This window comes from Gramella sp. MT6 (assembly GCF_019357415.1).
In the GTDB taxonomy this organism is placed as follows: Bacteria; Bacteroidota; Bacteroidia; order Flavobacteriales; family Flavobacteriaceae; genus Christiangramia.
The window spans coordinates 2,729,520-2,748,708 of the sequence record NZ_CP048410.1; the positions used below are offsets into that span (position 1 = coordinate 2,729,520).

Genomic DNA, 19,189 nt, shown 5'->3' on the forward strand with positions numbered 1-19,189 from the left:
AAAATAATTCTGAAAGCCTTATTTATCAGGGCTTTTAAATAGCTTCTCAAAATTAATGATTATTAGTTTTGATGACAGTTTGACTTAAATATAATTATGGCGAAAACAAAGTTTGGTAATATTGACAGTTTGTCACTGCAGGGTATTGATGAAGATGCAGAATTAATCCCTCTAATGACACCTGAAGATGAAGAGGAAATAAATAAAGAAAACCTGCCCGAAACACTACCAATACTTCCACTTAGGAATACCGTATTGTTTCCGGGGGTGGTGATCCCTATCACCGCGGGACGTGATGCTTCTATTAAGCTAATAAACGAAGCCAACAATGGTAGTAAGATCATTGGAGTTGTTTCTCAAAAGGATGAGGAAGTAGAGAATCCTACCACAAAGGACATTAATAAAGTGGGGGTTGTGGCAAGGATCTTAAGGGTTCTGAAAATGCCCGATGGGAACACTACCGTGATCATTCAGGGTAAAAAACGTTTTCAGATCACCGAAGTGGTAACAGAGCAGCCGTATATGAATGCTACCATCACTGAGGTTCCAGACAACAGACCTGAGAAAGATAATGCGGAGTTTTCTGCGATCATAGACTCTATTAAAGATCTCGCACTGCAGATCATTAAGGGAAGTCCTAATATCCCTTCGGAAGCGTCTTTCGCGATCAAGAATATCGAGAGTGATTCATTCCTGATCAATTTCGTTTCTTCTAACATGAACCTTACAGTGGAGGAGAAGCAGAAATTGTTGGAAATGAACGATCTTAAAGAGCGCGCACTTGCAACCCTGAAGCATATGAATACAGAGAACCAGAAACTGGAACTCAAGAATGATATTCAGAGCAAGGTGCAGAGCGATATGAGCCAGCAACAGCGTGAGTATTTCCTTCATCAGCAAATGAAGACCATCCAGGAAGAGCTTGGTGGGGTTTCTCATGAAGGCGAGATCGTTGAGATGCGTGAGCGCGCAAAAGATAAAAAATGGGGTGAAGCTGTACAGGAGCATTTTGAAAAAGAACTTGCCAAGATGCAGCGAATGAATCCCCAGGTGGCGGAGTATTCTATACAAAGAAATTACCTGGACCTCTTCTTGGATCTTCCATGGAACGAGTTCAGTAAAGATAAATTCGATCTAAAAAGAGCTAAGCGAATTTTAGATCGTGATCACTACGGTCTGGATGATGTTAAGAAAAGGATCATAGAGTATCTGGCGGTTCTTAAGCTTAGAAATGATATGAAATCACCGATCCTTTGTTTATATGGACCTCCGGGAGTTGGTAAAACTTCTCTTGGGAAATCTGTAGCTGAAGCATTAGGAAGGGAATATGTGAGAATTTCGCTTGGTGGTCTTCGCGACGAAGCAGAGATCAGAGGTCACAGAAAGACATATATTGGAGCAATGCCGGGTAGGATCATTCAGAGTTTGAAAAAAGCCGGTACCAGTAATCCTGTTTTCGTTCTTGATGAGATCGATAAATTAAGCATTGGTAATGCCGGGGATCCATCTTCAGCATTATTGGAAGTGCTGGATCCTGAACAGAATTCAGAATTCCATGATAACTTCCTGGAAATGGGATTCGACCTTTCCAAGGTGATGTTTATCGCTACCTGTAACTCTTTGAGTACCATTCAGCCTGCATTGAGAGATCGTATGGAGATCATTAATGTGACCGGGTATACGATCGAAGAGAAAGTACAGATCGCAAAAAGGCATTTATTGCCAAAACAACTTAAGGAACATGGTCTTAATACAGATCATCTTAAGATCGGTAAAAAACAACTTGAAAAGATCGTTGAGGGGTATACCCGTGAATCTGGTGTGAGAGCATTGGAGAAACAGATCGCAAAAGTTGTAAGATATGCGGCTAAGAATATCGCGATGGAGGAGGAGTATAATGTAAAAGTTACCGATGAAGATACCATCGAGATCCTGGGTAGCCCGAGAATGGAAAGGGATAAATATGAGAATAATGATGTTGCCGGGGTAGTTACAGGTCTTGCGTGGACCAGCGTAGGAGGCGATATACTTTTTATTGAATCGATCCTTTCAAAAGGTAAGGGTAATCTAAATATTACAGGTAACCTGGGGAAAGTAATGAAGGAGTCGGCTACGATCGCGATGGAATACATAAAATCTAATGCGGCCGAGCTTGGCCTGGATCCGGGAGTATTCGAAAAATATAATGTACATATTCACGTGCCTGAAGGTGCAACTCCTAAAGACGGTCCAAGTGCGGGTATTACCATGCTTACTTCGCTGGTATCGCTTTTCACTCAGAAGAAGGTGAAGAAAAGTATCGCCATGACCGGGGAGATCACTTTAAGAGGTAAAGTACTTCCTGTTGGAGGAATCAAGGAAAAAATCCTTGCCGCGAAAAGAGCAAGGATCAAAGAGATCATTCTTTGCGAAGATAACAAGCGTGATATAGAAGAGATCAAAGAAGAGTACGTTAAGGGCTTAACTTTTCATTATGTGAAGGAGATGAGCGAAGTAATAGATATTGCTTTGACCGACGAAAAGGTTAAGAACGCTAAGAAGTTATAAAAAGAAAACCCCGAATCAGGGGCTTTTTTTATGAATTTACAGATTAACTTTCATAAAAAATTACCTTTGCAAAAGAAATAAGGATACATGGAAAAAAAGATTACGATTGCGATAGATGGATTTTCTTCAACCGGTAAAAGCACAGTTGCTAAGCGCCTTGCCAAAGAGCTGGGATATATTTACGTAGATACCGGGGCAATGTACAGGGCGGTGACTCTTTATATGATGAGAAAAGTCTTCGTGTCTAAGGGTAATTTTGATAAGGAAGCTATTATAAGACATTTACCATTTGTTAGTTTAAAATTTGAATTCAATGATGACTTGGGCCATGGAGAAATTTATCTGAATGAGGAAAATGTAGAGAAGGAGATAAGGTATATGGAAGTTTCTGAGCAGGTAAGTAAGGTTTCAGCCATACCTGAGGTTAGAAAGAAACTTGTTGAGCAGCAACAGGAAATGGGTAAAAACAAAGGAGTAGTAATGGATGGTCGTGATATAGGTACCGTTGTTTTTCCCGATGCAGAACTTAAAATTTTCATGACCGCTTCTACAGAGACCAGAGCCCAGAGAAGATATGATGAATTGAAGGAAAGGGGAGATGAGGTAGAATTCGATGATGTTTTAAAAAATGTAAAGGACAGGGATTTTATGGACTCCACTAGGGATGATTCTCCATTGATCATGGCAGACGATGCCATAGAATTTGATAATTCAAAGCTAGGCTTAGAAGAACAATTTGATAAGATTCTAAAGATCGCAAAAGATAAAATTACTGAGGTAAATTCTTAGCTAGAAATTATAATCAAACCCTATCCGCAATTAATTTCAATATTAGTTGCGGATTTTTGTTTAGTTATGTATTTTTGCACTCCTTTTTGGCAGAATATCGGGAATCCAAAAAGGGTTGAAAATCAAAACTATAAACAACTTCTGTAGTTTCTGTTTTGCTGAAAGATTTCCGAAGAAACTCAGAATACAAATTAAAAGTCAGTAATGGCTGAAGAAAACAAAAACAAAGAAACTCAGGACCTTGAAGTACAGGAAGTAGCGGGAATCGCCAACGATTCTCAACCTGAAGCTGAAGTTCAGCACACAAATCCTGAAAAATTCCTAGAAGAATTCAACTGGCACAATTACGAAGAAGGAATCGATCCTATCGACGATGAGAAGCTAGAAGAATTTGAAAAGCTGGTTGAAGAAAATTTCGTTGACACTTTAGATGATGAAGTTGTAACAGGAAAAGTAATTAATATTACAGATCGTGATGCAATTATCGATATTAACGCGAAGAGTGAAGGGGTTATTTCTCTTAACGAATTCCGTTACAATCCAGATCTTAAAGAAGGAGATGATGTTGAGGTATTAATCGATGTTCGTGAAGACGCAACTGGACAGCTTATTCTTTCTCACCGTAAGGCGAGAGTGATCAAAGCTTGGGAGCGTGTGAACAAAGCTCACGATGAGAGCCTAGTAGTAAACGGGTTTATTAAATGCCGTACTAAAGGAGGTATGATCGTGGACGTATTTGGTATCGAAGCTTTCTTACCAGGTTCACAAATTGATGTGAAGCCAATTAGAGATTACGATGCTTACGTAGGTAAGAACATGGAATTCAAAGTTGTTAAGATCAACCATGAATTTAAGAACGTTGTAGTTTCTCACAAAGCTCTTATCGAAGCAGATATCGAAGAGCAGAAGAAAGAAATAATCGGTCAGCTTGAAAAAGGTCAGGTACTTGAAGGTACTGTTAAGAACATTACTTCTTACGGTGTATTCGTTGACCTTGGAGGTGTTGACGGACTTGTACACATTACAGATCTTAGCTGGTCTAGAATCAACCATCCAAATGAGATTGTTGAACTTGATCAGAAACTTAACGTAGTAATCCTTGACTTTGATGAGTCTAAGTCTAGAATTCAGTTAGGTCTTAAGCAACTTAGCCAGCACCCATGGGATGCACTAAGTGAAGATCTTAAAGTTGGTGACAATGTAAAAGGTAAAGTAGTTGTGATCGCAGATTACGGTGCATTTATCGAAGTTGCTGAAGGTGTTGAAGGTCTTATCCACGTTTCTGAAATGTCTTGGAGCACGCACTTGCGTTCAGCTCAGGATTTCGTAAATGTTGGAGATGAGGTAGAAGCACAGATCCTTACTTTAGATAGAGATGACAGAAAAATGTCTCTTGGTATCAAGCAATTGACTCAAGATCCATGGACAGATATCACATCTAAGTATCCTGTAGGTTCTAAGCATAAAGGTATCGTTCGTAACTTCACTAACTTTGGTGTATTCGTAGAGTTAGAAGAAGGTATCGACGGTCTTATCTATATCTCAGATCTTTCCTGGACTAAGAAGATCAAGCACCCATCAGAATTTACTAACGTAGGTGATGAGCTTGAAGTTGTAGTTCTTGAACTAGATGTTGAAGGTAGAAAACTTTCTCTTGGACACAAGCAGATTGAGGATAACCCTTGGGATAAATATGAAAAAGACTTTGGAGTTGGAACCAAGCACACTGCCGAGATCACTGAGATCGTAGACAAAGGTGCAACTATCGACTTTAACGAGGATATCACTGCATTTGTACCGCAAAGACATCTTGAAAAAGAAGACGGAAGCAAATTGAAGAAAGGTGAAGAAGCAGAATTCCAGATCATTGAATTCAACAAAGAATTCAAGAGAGTGGTAGCTTCTCACATGGTAATTCACAAAGAAGAAGAGCAAAAAATTGTTAAGCAGGCTGCTAAGAAATCAGCTGCTCAAAACAAGGATAACACTACCACAATTGGTGATGTTAATGCTGATCTTCAAGCGTTGAAAGACAAAATGGAAGGTAAAGGATAATCTTACCGGATATTTATAAAGTAAAAACCTCCTTAGGCAACTAAGGAGGTTTTTTTATTTTTCAGGATATTTATTAAGCCTGAAAGTGGTATTTGTTCATGTAGGTTAGAATTGCTCTTTTAAGGTCTTCAGTGTTTTCCTGAAAAGGGATATGTCCTACCTCGCTTTCCCAGGATAACATTTCGGGAAACTCAATATTTTTATAATGTAAAGGCCCTACCATAAAATCTTTGCTCCCATAAAAGAATAATACAGGAATTTTAATATCCTTAGCCATAGGTTTATAATCCCTCCAATATTCTTCATAATCCCAGGCCGCATTTCCAAAATCATAGTTCCAGTTTTCAACTTCGCTCCAAGTTGAATCCATTATCGCCTGATTTTCTTTTTTTGAATAGGCCATTTTCCAGAACAGATCCTTTTCTCTTAGCTCATTTCCCAGAGCTCCCATTCTTTGTAACAATGGAATTGAATCATTTTCACAACCCCCGTAATCCTTGCCTAAAAATTCAAAAGCTTTAGGAGCCCAGCTATCACAAAAACTTTCATTTAAATGTAATGTGGTATTTATCATCATCATTCCTTTTTGAGCCCTCGGATAATTTTCAGCATATTCCATTTGAAGCAGGCCGCCAAATGAATGCCCAAGCGTTAACCAGTCTTTATAACCCAGCGCATTTCTAACTTCCTCGAAATCCCTGGTCATCCTTTCTATACTAAAATCTTTGTTTTCAGGACTTCCAGACCGTCCTACACCACGCTGGTCTAGGTAGATCATTGTAAAATGTTCCTCCATAAAATCCCCGAAAAATTTCTCGAACCAGTAACTTCCTGAACCAGGACCGCCATGTAAGTAAAGGCAAGGGATACCCTTTCCTTCAACTTTTACATAAAGTTCCACTCCATCTGAAGTGATGATCTTTTTCTCTTCGGCAATTGCTGAAAAACTTAAACCGATAAACAATGTTGCAAGTATGATTTTTTTCATTGTTAAAAAATGATTAGTGATTCAACAATGACGGATTTGAGTAAATTTTGTTACACCTGGCAGCTAAGGATTTTATGAACTAAATTAATTTTGTTGCTTTATAATTAATTCGGAAGAAGAGGAAACAATCCTAATTTGATTATTTAATGATTCTGTTTTTCCTGAGGTTTCATATTTCTGAATAGGTAAAAGCACTTCAATTTGCCAATCTTCATTATCCTGCTGAATTTCTAAATTGAATTTCCCGTCTATCTTTTTATAATGTATAGAGATATTATTATCACCAACGCTCACATTTTCTAACGAGGCATAATCCCATTCCGAAGGGAATTGAGGCTTAATAGTAACCTTCCTTTCAGAGGCCATAGGTTGTATTCCAAAAAACTGCTGAATGATAGGGATCGCACAACTGTAAATATTCCAGGCCTGTGTGATCATCCCATAATCTGGTGAAACTTCATACATACTCCCTGGAAGTGCATAACTAAAGGTTTTGCTCATTCTTTTTAAATAATCCAGCGCCTTAGCGGGATTACCATAATTATTTTCAGCAATGGCCAAAACCCCGGTGGGAAGGGTCATAACTGCTCCTGTATATGAAAACACTTCGCTTCCCTTAAATGAGGTTTCTTCCCTTCCTGCCGTTTCATCTCTGTCTATTCCCGTAACAAAAACACCGAAAGGATTTGTGAATTTCTCTGCTGTTCTCAAAGCGATTTTAGCTTTTTCAGGATCTGCGATGTTCATTTCCATAGGAGTGTTCACAACCCAATTATGATGAAGTACAAAAGGGCGGGATTTCTCCGAAGGATTTTTAATAATATGTTCTTTTAGTGTTTTCAATTCTTTCACGGACCAGGGCTTGTCCAGAGTGTCTGCGCGAATGATCGCATCTTCAACTAATCTCAGTGCCTGCTCATCTGTCCCGATAAAATCTGCATAAGAACCGAACTCTTCAGACCAGAATTCTGTATTGATCTTTTCTTTTAGCTCTGCAGCAATTTTAGAATATTCTGTACTTAATTCATTCTTTCCCAATTCTGAGGCAATTTTCGAAGCATCGGCGAAAGCCTTTTGGGTATATACTGCCACGTCTATCATTTCACTATCAAGGCCATGAATTTCCATCATTCCAAAACCGTCTGGGAACAGATTTTTATTAGCATCATTTTCTGTCATTAGCCAGTTCAGGCCTTTCTCAATAGTGGGGAGGTATTTCTTTAAAAATTCTTTATCGCCATTCCATTTATAGACCTCCCATATCAAAGAGGCAAATTGAGGAGTTTCATTAATGTTTCCTTTGTTGAATACCGCACCATTTGTCGACATTTCATGGATGATCCTACCGTTTCCATTTACGGCCATGGAAACACTTTCTAGAAGCTTTATCGTCTGGTAAACAGGATCTGTTTGCCCAATGGCCATGTATCCTTTCAAGGCATATTCACTATCCACGCCAAACCACCAGGGATAATCTGGTATCCCCGCGGTGATTCCCGTACCAATTTCCGGAACTTCCTGTACCAGCCATGCCGAATTGTATTTAAGCCACTCAAAAGTTTCCTGTAATTTTTTATCCGGAATTGATAATTTGGACCTGGATGCTAACGCATTATACCGGTCCCTTTTTCCTTTAATCTCTTTTTCAAGGTTTTTATTCAGATAGTGAAAACTCTTTAAGTTTTCAGATACCGAATTATAAGATCCGGCGATAAAAAAAGTGATTATTTCTGAAGTTCCAGCCTGTATAGTTAAATTGAAAGTTAGAGAAGTTCCCTTGCCCAGGCCTTGATATTTTGAAGGAAAGCTATCAAATGAATCAGCTCTTCTATCTGCCCTGAAAATTGCACTCCAGGGATTTAGGCTGTCTTTGTATATCCAATAACCTTCATTAGTGTTGAATGCGGCTTTATCTGCCGCATCTTTCATTCCTGTTCTATCTCCCAGCCAGGTAGGCCTAAGATCTGAAAAGGCTTTAAAGGTAAATTGTAGATCTTTTATTTCATCCCCCTTATTTTCAATTTTGTATTGAATTATAGCTCCCTGTACGTCATCAGGTATAAATTGCCAACGCTCGATTTCTAATCCAAGGCCTTCCAGTTTGAAATCCTGTTTTCCAGCCACTGGATAATTGGTAAAAGAGATTGCCTTATCCAGAGTTATGGTGTCACTTTCAGAAATAATTTCAGCTTCAAATCCATCTAATAGTTTTATGGGATGGTTCCAAAGTCCGCCCATTTCACCTTCTATATGCCAGCCTATTTCCGGAAAACTTCCATCCTGGTGGCCAACCAGATATGATCTGTTCCCAGCAGTGACAAAAGGGGATTCCAGGTATTCTGCTTTGCCTTTTATCGCCGGACTATCCTTAAGAATTTCTGATATTACAGGAGTTTCCTGCGAAAAAACAGAAATATTTAAGAGCAGGCAGAGGTAGAGTAAATTGATTTTCATACTGTTAATTAATGAGATATAGTAAATCTAATGATTTTTAAGTTTTAATTATTAGACGTCTGGGAAAGCTGGTTTTATTGCTAATGCGGAAGATTGCGGATTTCTTTTAATTGTGCCTACTGCCATTGTTTTTCACATTAGTTTGGCTTTTTGTGCTTCAAATAATTCTTATCATTGAGCATGAAAAAAAGATACTGGTTTCTTCTGATTTTTATTCTGGCGTTGGCAATTACCTATTTTTCCGGCCCCGTACCTTCTAAACCCGATTATTCTACTTCTTTACCTGAGCTACCTTCAAACCTTAAAGAGCTTGAAGCCTATGTGAATAATGGAGAAGACTCTCTGCCCGTAAGAAAGGATAATCAGGCCAGGATACGCTGGCAAGATGGACCTGAAAAAACAGAATACAGTATTGTTTACTTACATGGTTTTGCTGGTAGTTACCGCGATGGTTATCCGGTAAATAAAAATATTGCAGACTCTCTTAATGCAAATCTTTATTTGGCGAGATGGGCTGGTCACGGATTAAAACCACCGGCATCTCTGAACACTTTTGATGGCAAAAATGCATGGAAATCTGCAAAAGAAGCTCTGGTAATAGGGAATAGAATAGGTAGAAAAGTTATAATAATGAGTACATCTACGGGAGGAACCCTTGCTTTGAAACTTGCCGCAAAATTTCCCGATAAAATATATGCCCTGGTTAATTTATCTCCCAACATGGAGGACGATCAGCCGGGTACTTTTGTGCTCAACTCTCCGTGGGGCTATGAAATTGCTAATCTAATTTCTTTTGGAAAGAATAAAAAGATCGAGCACGAACAGGAAATTGCCAGACAATACTGGGACACAATTTATCCATCCCGAGCACTGGTAGACCTGCAGGTTCTGGTGGAAACCACCATGAAACCGGAAATATTTAAGGAAATTAATGTGCCCGTGCTAACGCTTTATTATCATAAGAATTTTATTGAAGAAGATCAGCATGTGGAAGTAAGTATATACGAAGATGCTCATAAATTATTTTCAACGCCAGATTCGCTAAAATCATTGGTGCCATTGAAAACTCCCGGTACCCATTTTATTGGGAGCGATATAAAATCTAAGGATACCAGGATTGTAGAAAAGGAGATCCTTGAATTTTTGCAAAAGGTGAAAAACTATAATTAGAATGATCAAAATTTGTTCAGAAATTCTGCATATCCCATAGAATCTGAAGCTTTTAGTTTATTATCCCCAACGATCTCATCGAGAAGAGAATAATTGAATTTCAATTCCTGGTCTCCGAACCATTCTAACGCAAAAGTATACCAGATTTCCTCGTTAACTTTCACCCTGGTATATTCTATCTGGCAACCATAATCAGGATATTCTTCAATGGGTACGCGAATAATATTTGAGTTATTATCCTTTTTTAGCTTAAAACCAATTCGTTCCTTTTTTACATCTAACCAGCTAAATTTTTCTCCTTCTGTAATTTCATGGAAGAGTGAATCGTCTTCTGCTGAAGAGAAGCTCCATTTTGTATAACTCTCCAGATAGCCTTTAACCTGCGAGGTTAATTTTTCCTTATCAGATTTGCTTATGCGTTGTTTGACCTCGATATTTTTTTCCCTTAGCTTGATACTGATATCTTCTTTTTCCTTTAGCGGTAAATAAAAATCGGTGCGGGCTTCTGTATTTTCAAATATATATCCGTTCTCTTCGAACCAGTTTCGGATACTTTCAACTTCAGTTCTATAAAACCATCTTATTTCTTTACTGTTATACATTATCCAAAAATTTAAGTTATTAATTTAAAGCATATCCAGCCCTAAGTTTTCCGGGTAAAACAGAATTTACGAAAAAGCTGGGAAATTGAAACAGGATTATTAATTTATAAGATAGGTGAGAGTATATTATTCAATCCAAAAAAAACATTACTTTTGTTCCAATCTACAAATAGTCTTATGAGCCGGAAAGTACTACTAGACTCTAACCAACTCAATATCATTCTACATCGTTTGGCCTGTCAATTAGTAGAAAAGCATACAGACTTTAAAGACACAGTATTAGTTGGAATTCAGCCAAGAGGAATTTATGTAGCCAACAGGATCGAAAAGATCCTAAAAGAGGAATATGGTCTCGATTCTATTAAGATGGGGCAACTGGATATAACTTTTTACAGGGATGATTTTAGAAGGGGAGAGAAACCTCTGGAAGCCAATAAGACCAGAATAGATTTTATAGTTGAAGATAAATGCGTGGTGTTCATCGATGATGTTTTATATACCGGGCGAAGTATTCGTGCTGCTTTAACCGCTATTCAGTCTTTTGGGAGACCTAAGGAGATCGAACTACTAAGTTTGATCGACAGGAGGTTCAGCAGGCATTTGCCTATCCAGCCAGATTATAACGGCAGGCAGGTAGATGCGATAAATGAAGAAAAAGTCAAGGTAAGCTGGCAGGAGAATGATGGTGAGGATGCGGTTTATCTAATATCAAAATAGCTAAGAAATGAGTAGCGAATTAAGTGTAGATCACTTACTGGGTATCAAATATCTTAAACCTGAAGATATAGAGCTTATCTTCAAAACAGCCGATCATTTTAAAGAAGTAATTAACAGGCCCATAAAGAAGGTACCTTCTTTAAGAGATATTACCATTGCTAATCTTTTCTTTGAAAACAGTACAAGAACCAGGTTATCTTTCGAGCTTGCTGAAAAACGCCTTAGCGCCGATGTAATAAATTTTTCAGCCGCTTCCTCTTCGGTTAAAAAAGGTGAAACCCTTATAGATACTGTAAATAATATTCTATCGATGAAGGTCGATATGGTGGTGATGCGTCATCCTAATCCTGGTGCAGGCATTTTTCTTTCTAAACATGTAAAAGCAAGTATAATTAATGCAGGAGATGGAGCCCATGAACATCCTACACAGGCCTTGCTGGATTCCTATTCAATTAGGGAGAGACTGGGCGGAGTAGAAGGGAAAAAAGTGGTCATCGTAGGGGATATTCTGCATAGCCGCGTGGCTTTGTCCAATATTTTCGCATTGAAATTACAAGGAGCCCAGGTCAAGGTTTGTGGCCCGAAAACCCTTCTTCCAAAACATATTGAATCTTTAGGGGTAGAAGTAGAGACCAATCTTAAGGCCGCGCTGGAATGGTGTGATGTGGCAAATATGCTAAGAGTACAGAATGAACGTATGGATATCAGCTATTTCCCAAGTACCCGCGAATATGTAAAACAGTTCGGGCTTAATAAGAAATTACTGGATAGCTTAAATAAAGAAATAGTCATTATGCACCCAGGCCCAATAAACAGGGGAGTGGAAATCACTAGTGATATAGCAGATTCAGAACATGCGATCATACTTGATCAGGTTCAGAATGGCGTTGCTATAAGGATGGCTGTTATCTATCTTTTAGCTTCCAAGATCAAGCAGTAGATGGTTGATAAATATATACTGTTTTTTTAACTTGGAATGAATTTAGAATTTGAATATGAAAACTACCGAAAAAGAAAACTTTTTACTGATAGAGAATGAAGGAGAGGATCTAACTAATTTCGCTTCAGATCTTACCAGGCATCATTCAGATTTTAAGGATCAGAATATCGTAGTAAATTTAAAAAGCGCAAGTAACGTAGCTTCAAAAGAGTTACTGTCTTTTCTAGAGCTATCTAATGTTCACAGAAATGATAATAAAAGCTTTGTACTGGTAACCGATGCTGTAGGTATCGATGAATTACCTGAAGAGCTGGTAGTGGTTCCTACACTTCAGGAAGCTGAAGATATGATCCAGATGGATGAGATCCAGAGAGATCTAGGATTTTAATACTGCCCCGCATAAATCGAAAAATAAGATCGAATGAAGATCAACATTCTTGGTTGCTATGCTGCAACTCCACGTAGTTTTACCAATCCTACCTCACAGGTTCTTGAAATACAAAACAATCACTTTCTTATAGATTGCGGAGAAGGGACGCAGGTTCAATTACGAAGGAATAAGATCAAATTTTCAAAGATCAAGCATATCTTTATTTCTCATCTTCACGGAGACCACTTTTATGGACTTGTAGGACTTGTAAGTACCTTTAGGTTATTGAACCGGGAATCTGAATTACATATTTACGGTCCAAAGGGCATCAAGGAGATTATTACCCTGCAATTAAAACTTGCCAATTCCTGGACGAATTTCCCGCTCATTTTTCATGAACTTACCTCTAAAGAACCTGAACTCATTTACGAGAATTCAAAAGTGAGTGTAAGCACAATTCCTTTGAAACACAGGGTTTATACGAATGGATTTCTTTTTAAGGAAAAAGAAGGTGATCGCAAATTGCTTATTGATAAAGCAGAAACTTATAATATCGATTTCAGCCTTTTTAAAAGCCTTAAAAAAGGCAAAGATGTGGTTTCAGAGGATGGAAAATTGATTGCAAATCACCTGGTAACGGCAGATCCTCTACCGCCGAAATCATATGCTTATTGCAGTGATACTATGTTTGATACAGATATAGTTCCTTTGATCAAAAATGCCACAGTTCTGTATCATGAATCTACTTTCCTGGAAGATAAAGCAGATCTTGCATTGCCTACTAAACACTCCACCGCCAAGCAGGCAGCAACAATAGCAAAATTGGCAGAAGTTCAAAAGCTTATTTTAGGACATTATTCCACCAGGTATCCAAATATCGAATTATTCCGCACAGAAGCATCTACAATTTTTCCTGAGATTATTTTAGCCGACGACGGCAAGGAAATTATCGTTGAATAGCACTATGCCAATTAACGTTTTAAAAGCTCTTAATCGATTGACATTCAGTTATTCGACTGTAAATTCCTACAAAAAATGTTAAAATTCACTCAAATTTAGTATTATTTTAAGTCGAAAGTGCATTTAGTCGATTAATAATGTACATTTATCTTCCTTGAGTCTAATAAGTGAACTTATGAAGAAAATTACATTAACAGGATTGACTTTATTTTTTTGTGCGCTGTTTCTTACGTCGTGTTCAAAAGATAGTTTACAAGATGATGTGAATGCATATGATCAGGTTGTTACTGAGAAAGCAGAATACAGTTATAACACTATTGAGGTTGAAATTTTAGACGAATTAAATCTTTATAGAAAAGCACTTGGATTAAGTCAGCTTAAACCACTTGCAGAACTTTCTGTTGAGTCTGAAAACCACAATGAATATATGATCGAAGAAGGCGTGGTAAGTCACGATAATTTCTCGTTACGTGCATCTCAGTTAATGAATAAGGTTGGAGCTAAGGCCGTGGCTGAAAATGTTGGTTTTGGTTACAGAAACTCAGAAGCCGTTGTTAATGCCTGGCTTAAGAGTAAAGGTCACAGAGAGAATGTTGAAGGAGGTTTTACTCACTTCGGGATCTCTGTGAGACAGGATGAAAATGGTAAAAATTATTTCACGAATATTTTTATAAAGAAATAGAACGATAAAGTTTGTTTTCCCCCCAAATCGAAAAAGGGTTCAGGCTAGAGGCTGACCCTTTTTTTTATGCCTAATATTTACTTATCAAAATTAAGTTCAAATTGCCCTTAACCTTAAATAATGCTTTGATTCCTAATCGAATTAAAATCTACTCTTTTAAGAAAATTTAGTAGGATTTATATCTTTTTAAGATCAGAAAACATTCTTCCGAAATAAAAAAGCTCAGATCTCTCTGAGCTTTTTTATTAGATTCAATATAAATTATTTATTGTTTGATACCTGGTATTTTCTCAATGTACATTCTTTGGTAATTTGGAGAATTCATTTCGCTTTCGCCGAGTACTTCGAAATCTAATCGTTCAACCTGAGATTTGTTGATATGGGATCGTCCCAGGATATCATTAATTGCTTTGTTCAGTAATGGCTCGTTTTCATTTCCCAGGATTCCGAAATCATTCAGATTCTCAATATATGCAATGTCTGGTTCCAGACCATTTATATAATCTGTATTGCCAACTGAATTCAGGGATTTGAAGACCAATGGCTGTATGGCATATGTGTGATTCTCGTTGATACCATCTTTGCTGAAATCCTCACTGTCATAAAGGGTCACCGAAGCCTGGAATTTCCCAACAGTATAGTCACCAACCTGTACCACATTAATATAAGGGTCAAGACCGTTAATGATCAATTCGCTGGCTGAGGCACTTGATGCAGAGGTTAAAATATAGACTTCTGATAAATTAAGACTATTGATCTGCTCGCCGTTTCTAATACGATCATCAAACCTGTTGACTAGCGCTTCCGGATTTTGAGTTTCGTAGAAATTCTGGTATTTAGCATTCCATTGTTCTTTAATGAATACCTTGTTTTTGAACTGCCCTGTAATCATACTGGAAAGGTCTTTGGCAGATTCTACAGATCCACCACCATTATATCGAAGATCAAGAATAAGGTCTGTAACTCCCTTTGCTTTAAAATCGGCGAAGGCATTATTTAGTTCGTCATCAAAATCTGCGATGAAACTGTTGTACATCAGGTAAGCGACCTTTCTTCCGCCTACTTCCAAAACTTTAGATATATAAACTGGATTCTCGGTATAATTGTCATCTGTTAAGTTAACCTCCTTATCGGTTAAAATGATCTGTCCGTTCTCTACGGTACCCACATTAATACTATAACTAGACTGTTCAATAAGACTTGAAAAGTTGCCGGAAGTCAGTTTTTCTCCATTTATTTCTGTAAAAACATTACCTCTTTCCAATCCCGCTCGTTCAGCAGAGGTACCAGGAAGTACATATCTAATTATTCCAAATACATTATTAGTACCGGAGATCTGGCCAATACCAAACTTGATCCCAGTTGCACCGCTAACTCCATCGAACCTGTCTTCCAGATCATTATAGTCATCTGTAATAAAGCTGAACCGGTCTATAGAAGCGGTAAGGTTATCAAAAAGATCTTCCGGGGTAGAGGCTCTGGCTAGAAACTCCCTTTTAGCATTAGTGTTCTGGAAATAATCATCTGCCAATTCTGGTACATTGTCTTTGTAGAGGTAAATCTCATTAAGTCCATTATAGATGAAACTTTCCACTTCAATTTCTAATTCTGATATAGCACTTTCAGAATTTCCTGTTTCAGTACCTGAATTTCCATTTTCCATTATATCCTCATCTTTGGTACAGGATGAAAGGATAAGTATGGCTAAATTCAGGAACATTAATATTCTAAACTTCATTTTTTCTTTTTCAATCAGCTATTAACTGCAGAGTTGTTAGTTTTTACAATATAGTTCAGGAACTATGCCACAATTTGTTAAAATGCTGATGGTTTGAAAAAACAGGTTATGATGGGGGAGTGGTTTGTATAAAAGCGAAAAAGGTTCAGGCTAGAGGCTGAACCTTTTTCTATTCAATCGATCTGTTGGGGTCGATCAAAATTGATCTATTTTACTTTTCGACTTTCTTATTTTACCCCAAAACTCGATCAGGATATAATTTTACCTGTTTTAATAGAAAGAGGCCGTCTGAGAGTTTTCTGTTTATATTCCTTTGTGGAATATATTAGGGGGAACAGTTACGACTTCAGAAAGCCTCTTTCGTTCAGGTTAGTTAGCAGTTTATTCCATTTTTACAACGCTAAACATGGATCTTCTGTTTAGCTGGTGATCATCTTCAGAACAGCGTTCGCAGTCGATCGCCGGTTTGGTTTCACCATAACTTTTATATTCAACGATTCTTTCAGGAGCAATTCCGTTCTCGATTAGATATTCGTAAGTAGCTTTCGCCCTTCTTTCGGCTAATTTTTCATTATAAGCATTGCTTCCGCGGCGGTCTGTATGCGCTCCAATTTCGATCACCAGTTCAGGATATTCCTCTTGCATCAAAGTGATAAGTTTGTCAAGTTCCTGAGCCGCATCTGGCCTGATCACAGATTTATCAAAATCAAAATAGATATTATCTATCTCAGCTAAATATTCAACATCCTTCACAGGTTCCAATGCAATGTTATAAGTGATCTCTTCTTTTTCATCTGAATCCATGGTGCTTATTTCGCCCGCAAAAGTTTCATATTCTATCTCCTTTGCTTCAACCGGGAATTTCATATCCCTGTCTATTTCGGTAATATAGTTCCCTTCAGCATCGGTTTCTAAAAATGCGATCTGGTTATTTTCTCCATCCAGTAATCTCACTGTGGCCTGCGGAATAGGATTCCCGTTAACAGCATCGGTCACCTGTCCTTTAAGAATAAGTGGATTAAGTTTATTGAAAACGTAGATGTTGTCACTTCCGCCATCGCGGTTGGTAGAAATAAAACCTTCTTTAGAATCTGCGACCTGGAAATAAGCAAAATCGTCCATGCTACTATTCACCGGTTCTCCTAAGTTATCTACTTTTCCATCTTCAAATTTGAAAATATCGAATAAGCCTAATCCCGCATGGCCATTAGAAGAAAAATACAGCGTTCCGTCGGTATCCATAAAAGGAAATGTTTCATCATATTCAGTATTTATCGGTTCACCTAAATTCTCAGGCTGCCCGAAATTACCATTTTCATCTATTGCAACTTTATAAAGGTCTGTTCCTCCAAAGCCGTTTGGCATATCTGAAGTAAAGTACAATGTCTTGCCATCTGGTGATAGGGAAGGATGACCTACAGAATATTCGTTACTGTTAAAGCCTAGTTCCTTTACCTCTGCCCAGCCATTTTCAGAATTTGTAGCTGAATATAATTTCAGGTGGTTGGTCTTTTCCTTATCCCGTTTCCCTTCTTTATTATTCAGGTAATTATTTCTTGTAAAATAGATCATATTACCATCAGGGCTTATAGCCACTGGACCATCGTGTAATTTAGTATTGATGTCTCCATCTATAGGACTCACAGTTCCTGAATTCTTATCAAGAACATAAATGTCCAGAAATGGTTCTCCATTCCAGCTATAGGTTTTGTCTTTTACATCTGTATCCTGGGCACGAGCAGAAACGAAATAAATGTTGTCGTCTTTAACGAAAACCCCAAAATCACTTACTTCAGAATTAAATTCAGAAGATTTTAATTTATAGGTTGCCTTACTTTTATATTCACTTTTATTAAGCATGGCCTGGATCTCTTCAGACTCCCTTCCGCTTTCGAGATATTTTCTTAGCCATTCTCTGGATTCATCATATCTTTTAACTCCGCGTAGAGTCTGGGCATATTTGTAAAAATATTCCGGAGAAACCGCAGTATCCTCAATAATGTCGCCATAATAATGCACGGCATTCTCAGGACTTCTTAGCATCATATAGGTATCCCCTAATTTTCTGGAATTGTAAGAAACCTTATAATCCCTTTCTATAAGTTCCTTATAGACCTCAGTAGCCTCCAGGTATGCGAAATCATTATAGAGTCTATCGGCCTTTTTCTGTTTTCCACTTTGAGCCTGAACGGCTACAGTGCAGGAAAGCGCTATCAGCAATAAAAAGTATATTTTTTTCATATCAACAGGACTTTAGGTTAAAAGAAACGGGGGGATTTATATCTGGTATTTTTAAATCTGAATTCATAAATAAGCAGAACTTCGTGAGTACCGGAGGTATACGGGCTTATATTTGAAATTGGATATTCATAAGCATAACCCGCGCGGAAACCTTCAAATAATTGAATGTCCAGGAATCCACCTATCGCATCATCAATTCTGTAGTTCGCCCCCACATAAAATTTCTCGTTGAAAATTGTGGTAGCTGAAATATCTATAGATAGCGGTACACCCTGTGTTGCTTTGAATAGGGTGGAGGGTCTGAATTTGATCATATCCGTAAGGTCAAAAACATAACCACCTGTTAGATAATAATGAACCTGTTCCAGGGCCATGTATTCACTGGATTCGTTATTGTCATTATTGATAAGCTTAGGAGCAGATCCACCTATGTACCAATTCTGGGAAGATAAATAGAAACCAACTCCGAAGTTCGGGGACCACCGGTTAAAGGTGTCCTGAAAAAATGGATCATCTGCCACTGCAGGATCATTCAACAGTTCTTCATCCAGGTTGTAATAACTCATCCCTGCTTTAAGCCCCAGGCGTAAAGTAACATCAGCACTCAGGTCCAGGCGGTATGAGAAATCCCCATAGGCATAGGTGTAATTTTCATACCCCGCATTATCGTTTATTACCGAAAGTCCTAAACCAACCTTATCATTCCGTAAAGGAGAATGTAAAGAGAGGGTTTGGGTAGTAGGAGCGCCTTCCAGGTCTGCCCACTGACTACGGTGAAGTCCTATGGTTGAAAATCCGTCTCTACTTCCTGCGTAAGCTGGGTTGATAGAGATCGTGTTATACATGTATTGCGTAAACTGAGGGAGCTGTTGTGAAAAGCCTGAAAAGCTTACAAACAAGATCACTATGATTAAAGATATTTTTTTCATGGTTTCC

At 38.1% G+C, this 19,189-nt stretch carries 15 protein-coding genes; 9 read left to right on the top strand and 6 right to left on the bottom strand.

The genetic code is table 11. The annotated features are described in order from the left end of the window. Positions 1 to 96: 96 nt before the first annotated feature. The 3 genes from lon to rpsA all read left to right on the top strand — a co-directional run bounded on the left by lon (position 97) and on the right by rpsA (position 5,391). Positions 97 to 2,547 carry an endopeptidase La gene (gene lon, locus G3I01_RS12280; protein WP_219548280.1) on the top strand — a complete coding sequence of 817 codons (2,451 nt, stop codon included), beginning with the start codon at positions 97 to 99 and terminating at the stop codon, positions 2,545 to 2,547. Between the two features lie 87 nt (positions 2,548 to 2,634). Further along, positions 2,635 to 3,336, top strand: a complete 702-nt coding sequence (cmk, locus tag G3I01_RS12285; protein WP_219548282.1) for a (d)CMP kinase — start codon at positions 2,635 to 2,637, stop codon at positions 3,334 to 3,336. Positions 3,337 to 3,540: 204 nt separating this feature from the next. Next, complete coding sequence (gene rpsA / locus G3I01_RS12290; protein WP_219548284.1) at positions 3,541 to 5,391, top strand: 30S ribosomal protein S1; 1,851 nt, start codon at positions 3,541 to 3,543, stop codon at positions 5,389 to 5,391. A gap of 73 nt (positions 5,392 to 5,464) precedes the next feature. On the opposite strand, the gene G3I01_RS12295 is transcribed toward rpsA, so the two are convergent. Next, positions 5,465 to 6,379 carry an alpha/beta hydrolase gene (locus G3I01_RS12295; protein WP_219548286.1) on the bottom strand — a complete coding sequence of 305 codons (915 nt, stop codon included), beginning with the start codon at positions 6,377 to 6,379 and terminating at the stop codon, positions 5,465 to 5,467. A gap of 84 nt (positions 6,380 to 6,463) precedes the next feature. Further along, complete coding sequence (locus G3I01_RS12300; protein WP_219548288.1) at positions 6,464 to 8,833, bottom strand: glycogen debranching protein; 2,370 nt, start codon at positions 8,831 to 8,833, stop codon at positions 6,464 to 6,466. 180 nt (positions 8,834 to 9,013) lie between these two features. Between G3I01_RS12300 and G3I01_RS12305 the strand changes: the two genes are divergently transcribed. Beyond that, positions 9,014 to 10,003 (top strand): alpha/beta fold hydrolase, encoded by a 990-nt coding sequence (locus tag G3I01_RS12305; RefSeq protein ID WP_219548290.1) that lies wholly within the window; start codon positions 9,014 to 9,016, stop codon positions 10,001 to 10,003. Positions 10,004 to 10,008: 5 nt separating this feature from the next. On the opposite strand, the gene G3I01_RS12310 is transcribed toward G3I01_RS12305, so the two are convergent. After that, complete coding sequence (locus G3I01_RS12310) at positions 10,009 to 10,605, bottom strand: hypothetical protein (protein ID WP_219548292.1); 597 nt, start codon at positions 10,603 to 10,605, stop codon at positions 10,009 to 10,011. A 177-nt stretch (positions 10,606 to 10,782) separates the two neighbouring features. Here G3I01_RS12310 and pyrR point away from each other — a divergent pair, with 177 nt between their 5' ends. The 5 genes from pyrR (at position 10,783) to G3I01_RS12335 (ending at position 14,274) form a co-directional block, all read left to right on the top strand. Further along, positions 10,783 to 11,322 carry a bifunctional pyr operon transcriptional regulator/uracil phosphoribosyltransferase PyrR gene (gene pyrR / locus G3I01_RS12315; RefSeq protein WP_219548294.1) on the top strand — a complete coding sequence of 180 codons (540 nt, stop codon included), beginning with the start codon at positions 10,783 to 10,785 and terminating at the stop codon, positions 11,320 to 11,322. 7 nt (positions 11,323 to 11,329) lie between these two features. Next, complete coding sequence (locus G3I01_RS12320) at positions 11,330 to 12,262, top strand: aspartate carbamoyltransferase catalytic subunit (protein WP_219548296.1); 933 nt, start codon at positions 11,330 to 11,332, stop codon at positions 12,260 to 12,262. A 55-nt stretch (positions 12,263 to 12,317) separates the two neighbouring features. Continuing rightward, positions 12,318 to 12,650 carry a ribonuclease Z gene (locus G3I01_RS12325; protein WP_219548298.1) on the top strand — a complete coding sequence of 111 codons (333 nt, stop codon included), beginning with the start codon at positions 12,318 to 12,320 and terminating at the stop codon, positions 12,648 to 12,650. A 33-nt stretch (positions 12,651 to 12,683) separates the two neighbouring features. Continuing rightward, the gene (locus G3I01_RS12330) at positions 12,684 to 13,592 is read left to right on the top strand and encodes a ribonuclease Z (RefSeq protein ID WP_219548300.1); all 909 of its coding nucleotides are present in this window, start codon (positions 12,684 to 12,686) and stop codon (positions 13,590 to 13,592) included. 175 nt (positions 13,593 to 13,767) lie between these two features. Continuing rightward, positions 13,768 to 14,274 carry a CAP domain-containing protein gene (locus G3I01_RS12335; protein ID WP_219548302.1) on the top strand — a complete coding sequence of 169 codons (507 nt, stop codon included), beginning with the start codon at positions 13,768 to 13,770 and terminating at the stop codon, positions 14,272 to 14,274. Positions 14,275 to 14,539: 265 nt separating this feature from the next. On the opposite strand, the gene G3I01_RS12340 is transcribed toward G3I01_RS12335, so the two are convergent. From G3I01_RS12340 to G3I01_RS12350, 3 genes are all read right to left on the bottom strand, one after another. Beyond that, positions 14,540 to 16,012, bottom strand: a complete 1,473-nt coding sequence (locus G3I01_RS12340) for a S41 family peptidase (protein WP_219548304.1) — start codon at positions 16,010 to 16,012, stop codon at positions 14,540 to 14,542. 381 nt (positions 16,013 to 16,393) lie between these two features. Next, complete coding sequence (locus G3I01_RS12345; protein WP_219548306.1) at positions 16,394 to 18,253, bottom strand: OmpA family protein; 1,860 nt, start codon at positions 18,251 to 18,253, stop codon at positions 16,394 to 16,396. A gap of 17 nt (positions 18,254 to 18,270) precedes the next feature. Beyond that, on the bottom strand, positions 18,271 to 19,182 hold the full coding sequence (locus G3I01_RS12350; RefSeq protein ID WP_219548308.1) for a type IX secretion system membrane protein PorP/SprF: 912 nt from the start codon (positions 19,180 to 19,182) through the stop codon (positions 18,271 to 18,273). Positions 19,183 to 19,189: the final 7 nt, after the last annotated feature.

Bases quoted from the DNA above. Each gene is read 5' to 3' on its own strand.
- G3I01_RS12320 (WP_219548296.1), top strand. From the start codon at position 11,330: ATGAGTAGCGAATTAAGTGTAGATCACTTACTGGGTATCAAATATCTT.
- G3I01_RS12350 (WP_219548308.1), bottom strand. From the start codon at position 19,182: ATGAAAAAAATATCTTTAATCATAGTGATCTTGTTTGTAAGCTTTTCA.
- G3I01_RS12305 (WP_219548290.1), top strand. From the start codon at position 9,014: ATGAAAAAAAGATACTGGTTTCTTCTGATTTTTATTCTGGCGTTGGCA.
- rpsA (WP_219548284.1), top strand. From the start codon at position 3,541: ATGGCTGAAGAAAACAAAAACAAAGAAACTCAGGACCTTGAAGTACAG.
- G3I01_RS12335 (WP_219548302.1), top strand. From the start codon at position 13,768: ATGAAGAAAATTACATTAACAGGATTGACTTTATTTTTTTGTGCGCTG.
- G3I01_RS12340 (WP_219548304.1), bottom strand. From the start codon at position 16,012: ATGAAGTTTAGAATATTAATGTTCCTGAATTTAGCCATACTTATCCTT.
- G3I01_RS12300 (WP_219548288.1), bottom strand. From the start codon at position 8,833: ATGAAAATCAATTTACTCTACCTCTGCCTGCTCTTAAATATTTCTGTT.
- cmk (WP_219548282.1), top strand. From the start codon at position 2,635: ATGGAAAAAAAGATTACGATTGCGATAGATGGATTTTCTTCAACCGGT.
- pyrR (WP_219548294.1), top strand. From the start codon at position 10,783: ATGAGCCGGAAAGTACTACTAGACTCTAACCAACTCAATATCATTCTA.
- G3I01_RS12330 (WP_219548300.1), top strand. From the start codon at position 12,684: ATGAAGATCAACATTCTTGGTTGCTATGCTGCAACTCCACGTAGTTTT.
- G3I01_RS12325 (WP_219548298.1), top strand. From the start codon at position 12,318: ATGAAAACTACCGAAAAAGAAAACTTTTTACTGATAGAGAATGAAGGA.
- lon (WP_219548280.1), top strand. From the start codon at position 97: ATGGCGAAAACAAAGTTTGGTAATATTGACAGTTTGTCACTGCAGGGT.
- G3I01_RS12345 (WP_219548306.1), bottom strand. From the start codon at position 18,253: ATGAAAAAAATATACTTTTTATTGCTGATAGCGCTTTCCTGCACTGTA.
- G3I01_RS12310 (WP_219548292.1), bottom strand. From the start codon at position 10,605: ATGTATAACAGTAAAGAAATAAGATGGTTTTATAGAACTGAAGTTGAA.
- G3I01_RS12295 (WP_219548286.1), bottom strand. From the start codon at position 6,379: ATGAAAAAAATCATACTTGCAACATTGTTTATCGGTTTAAGTTTTTCA.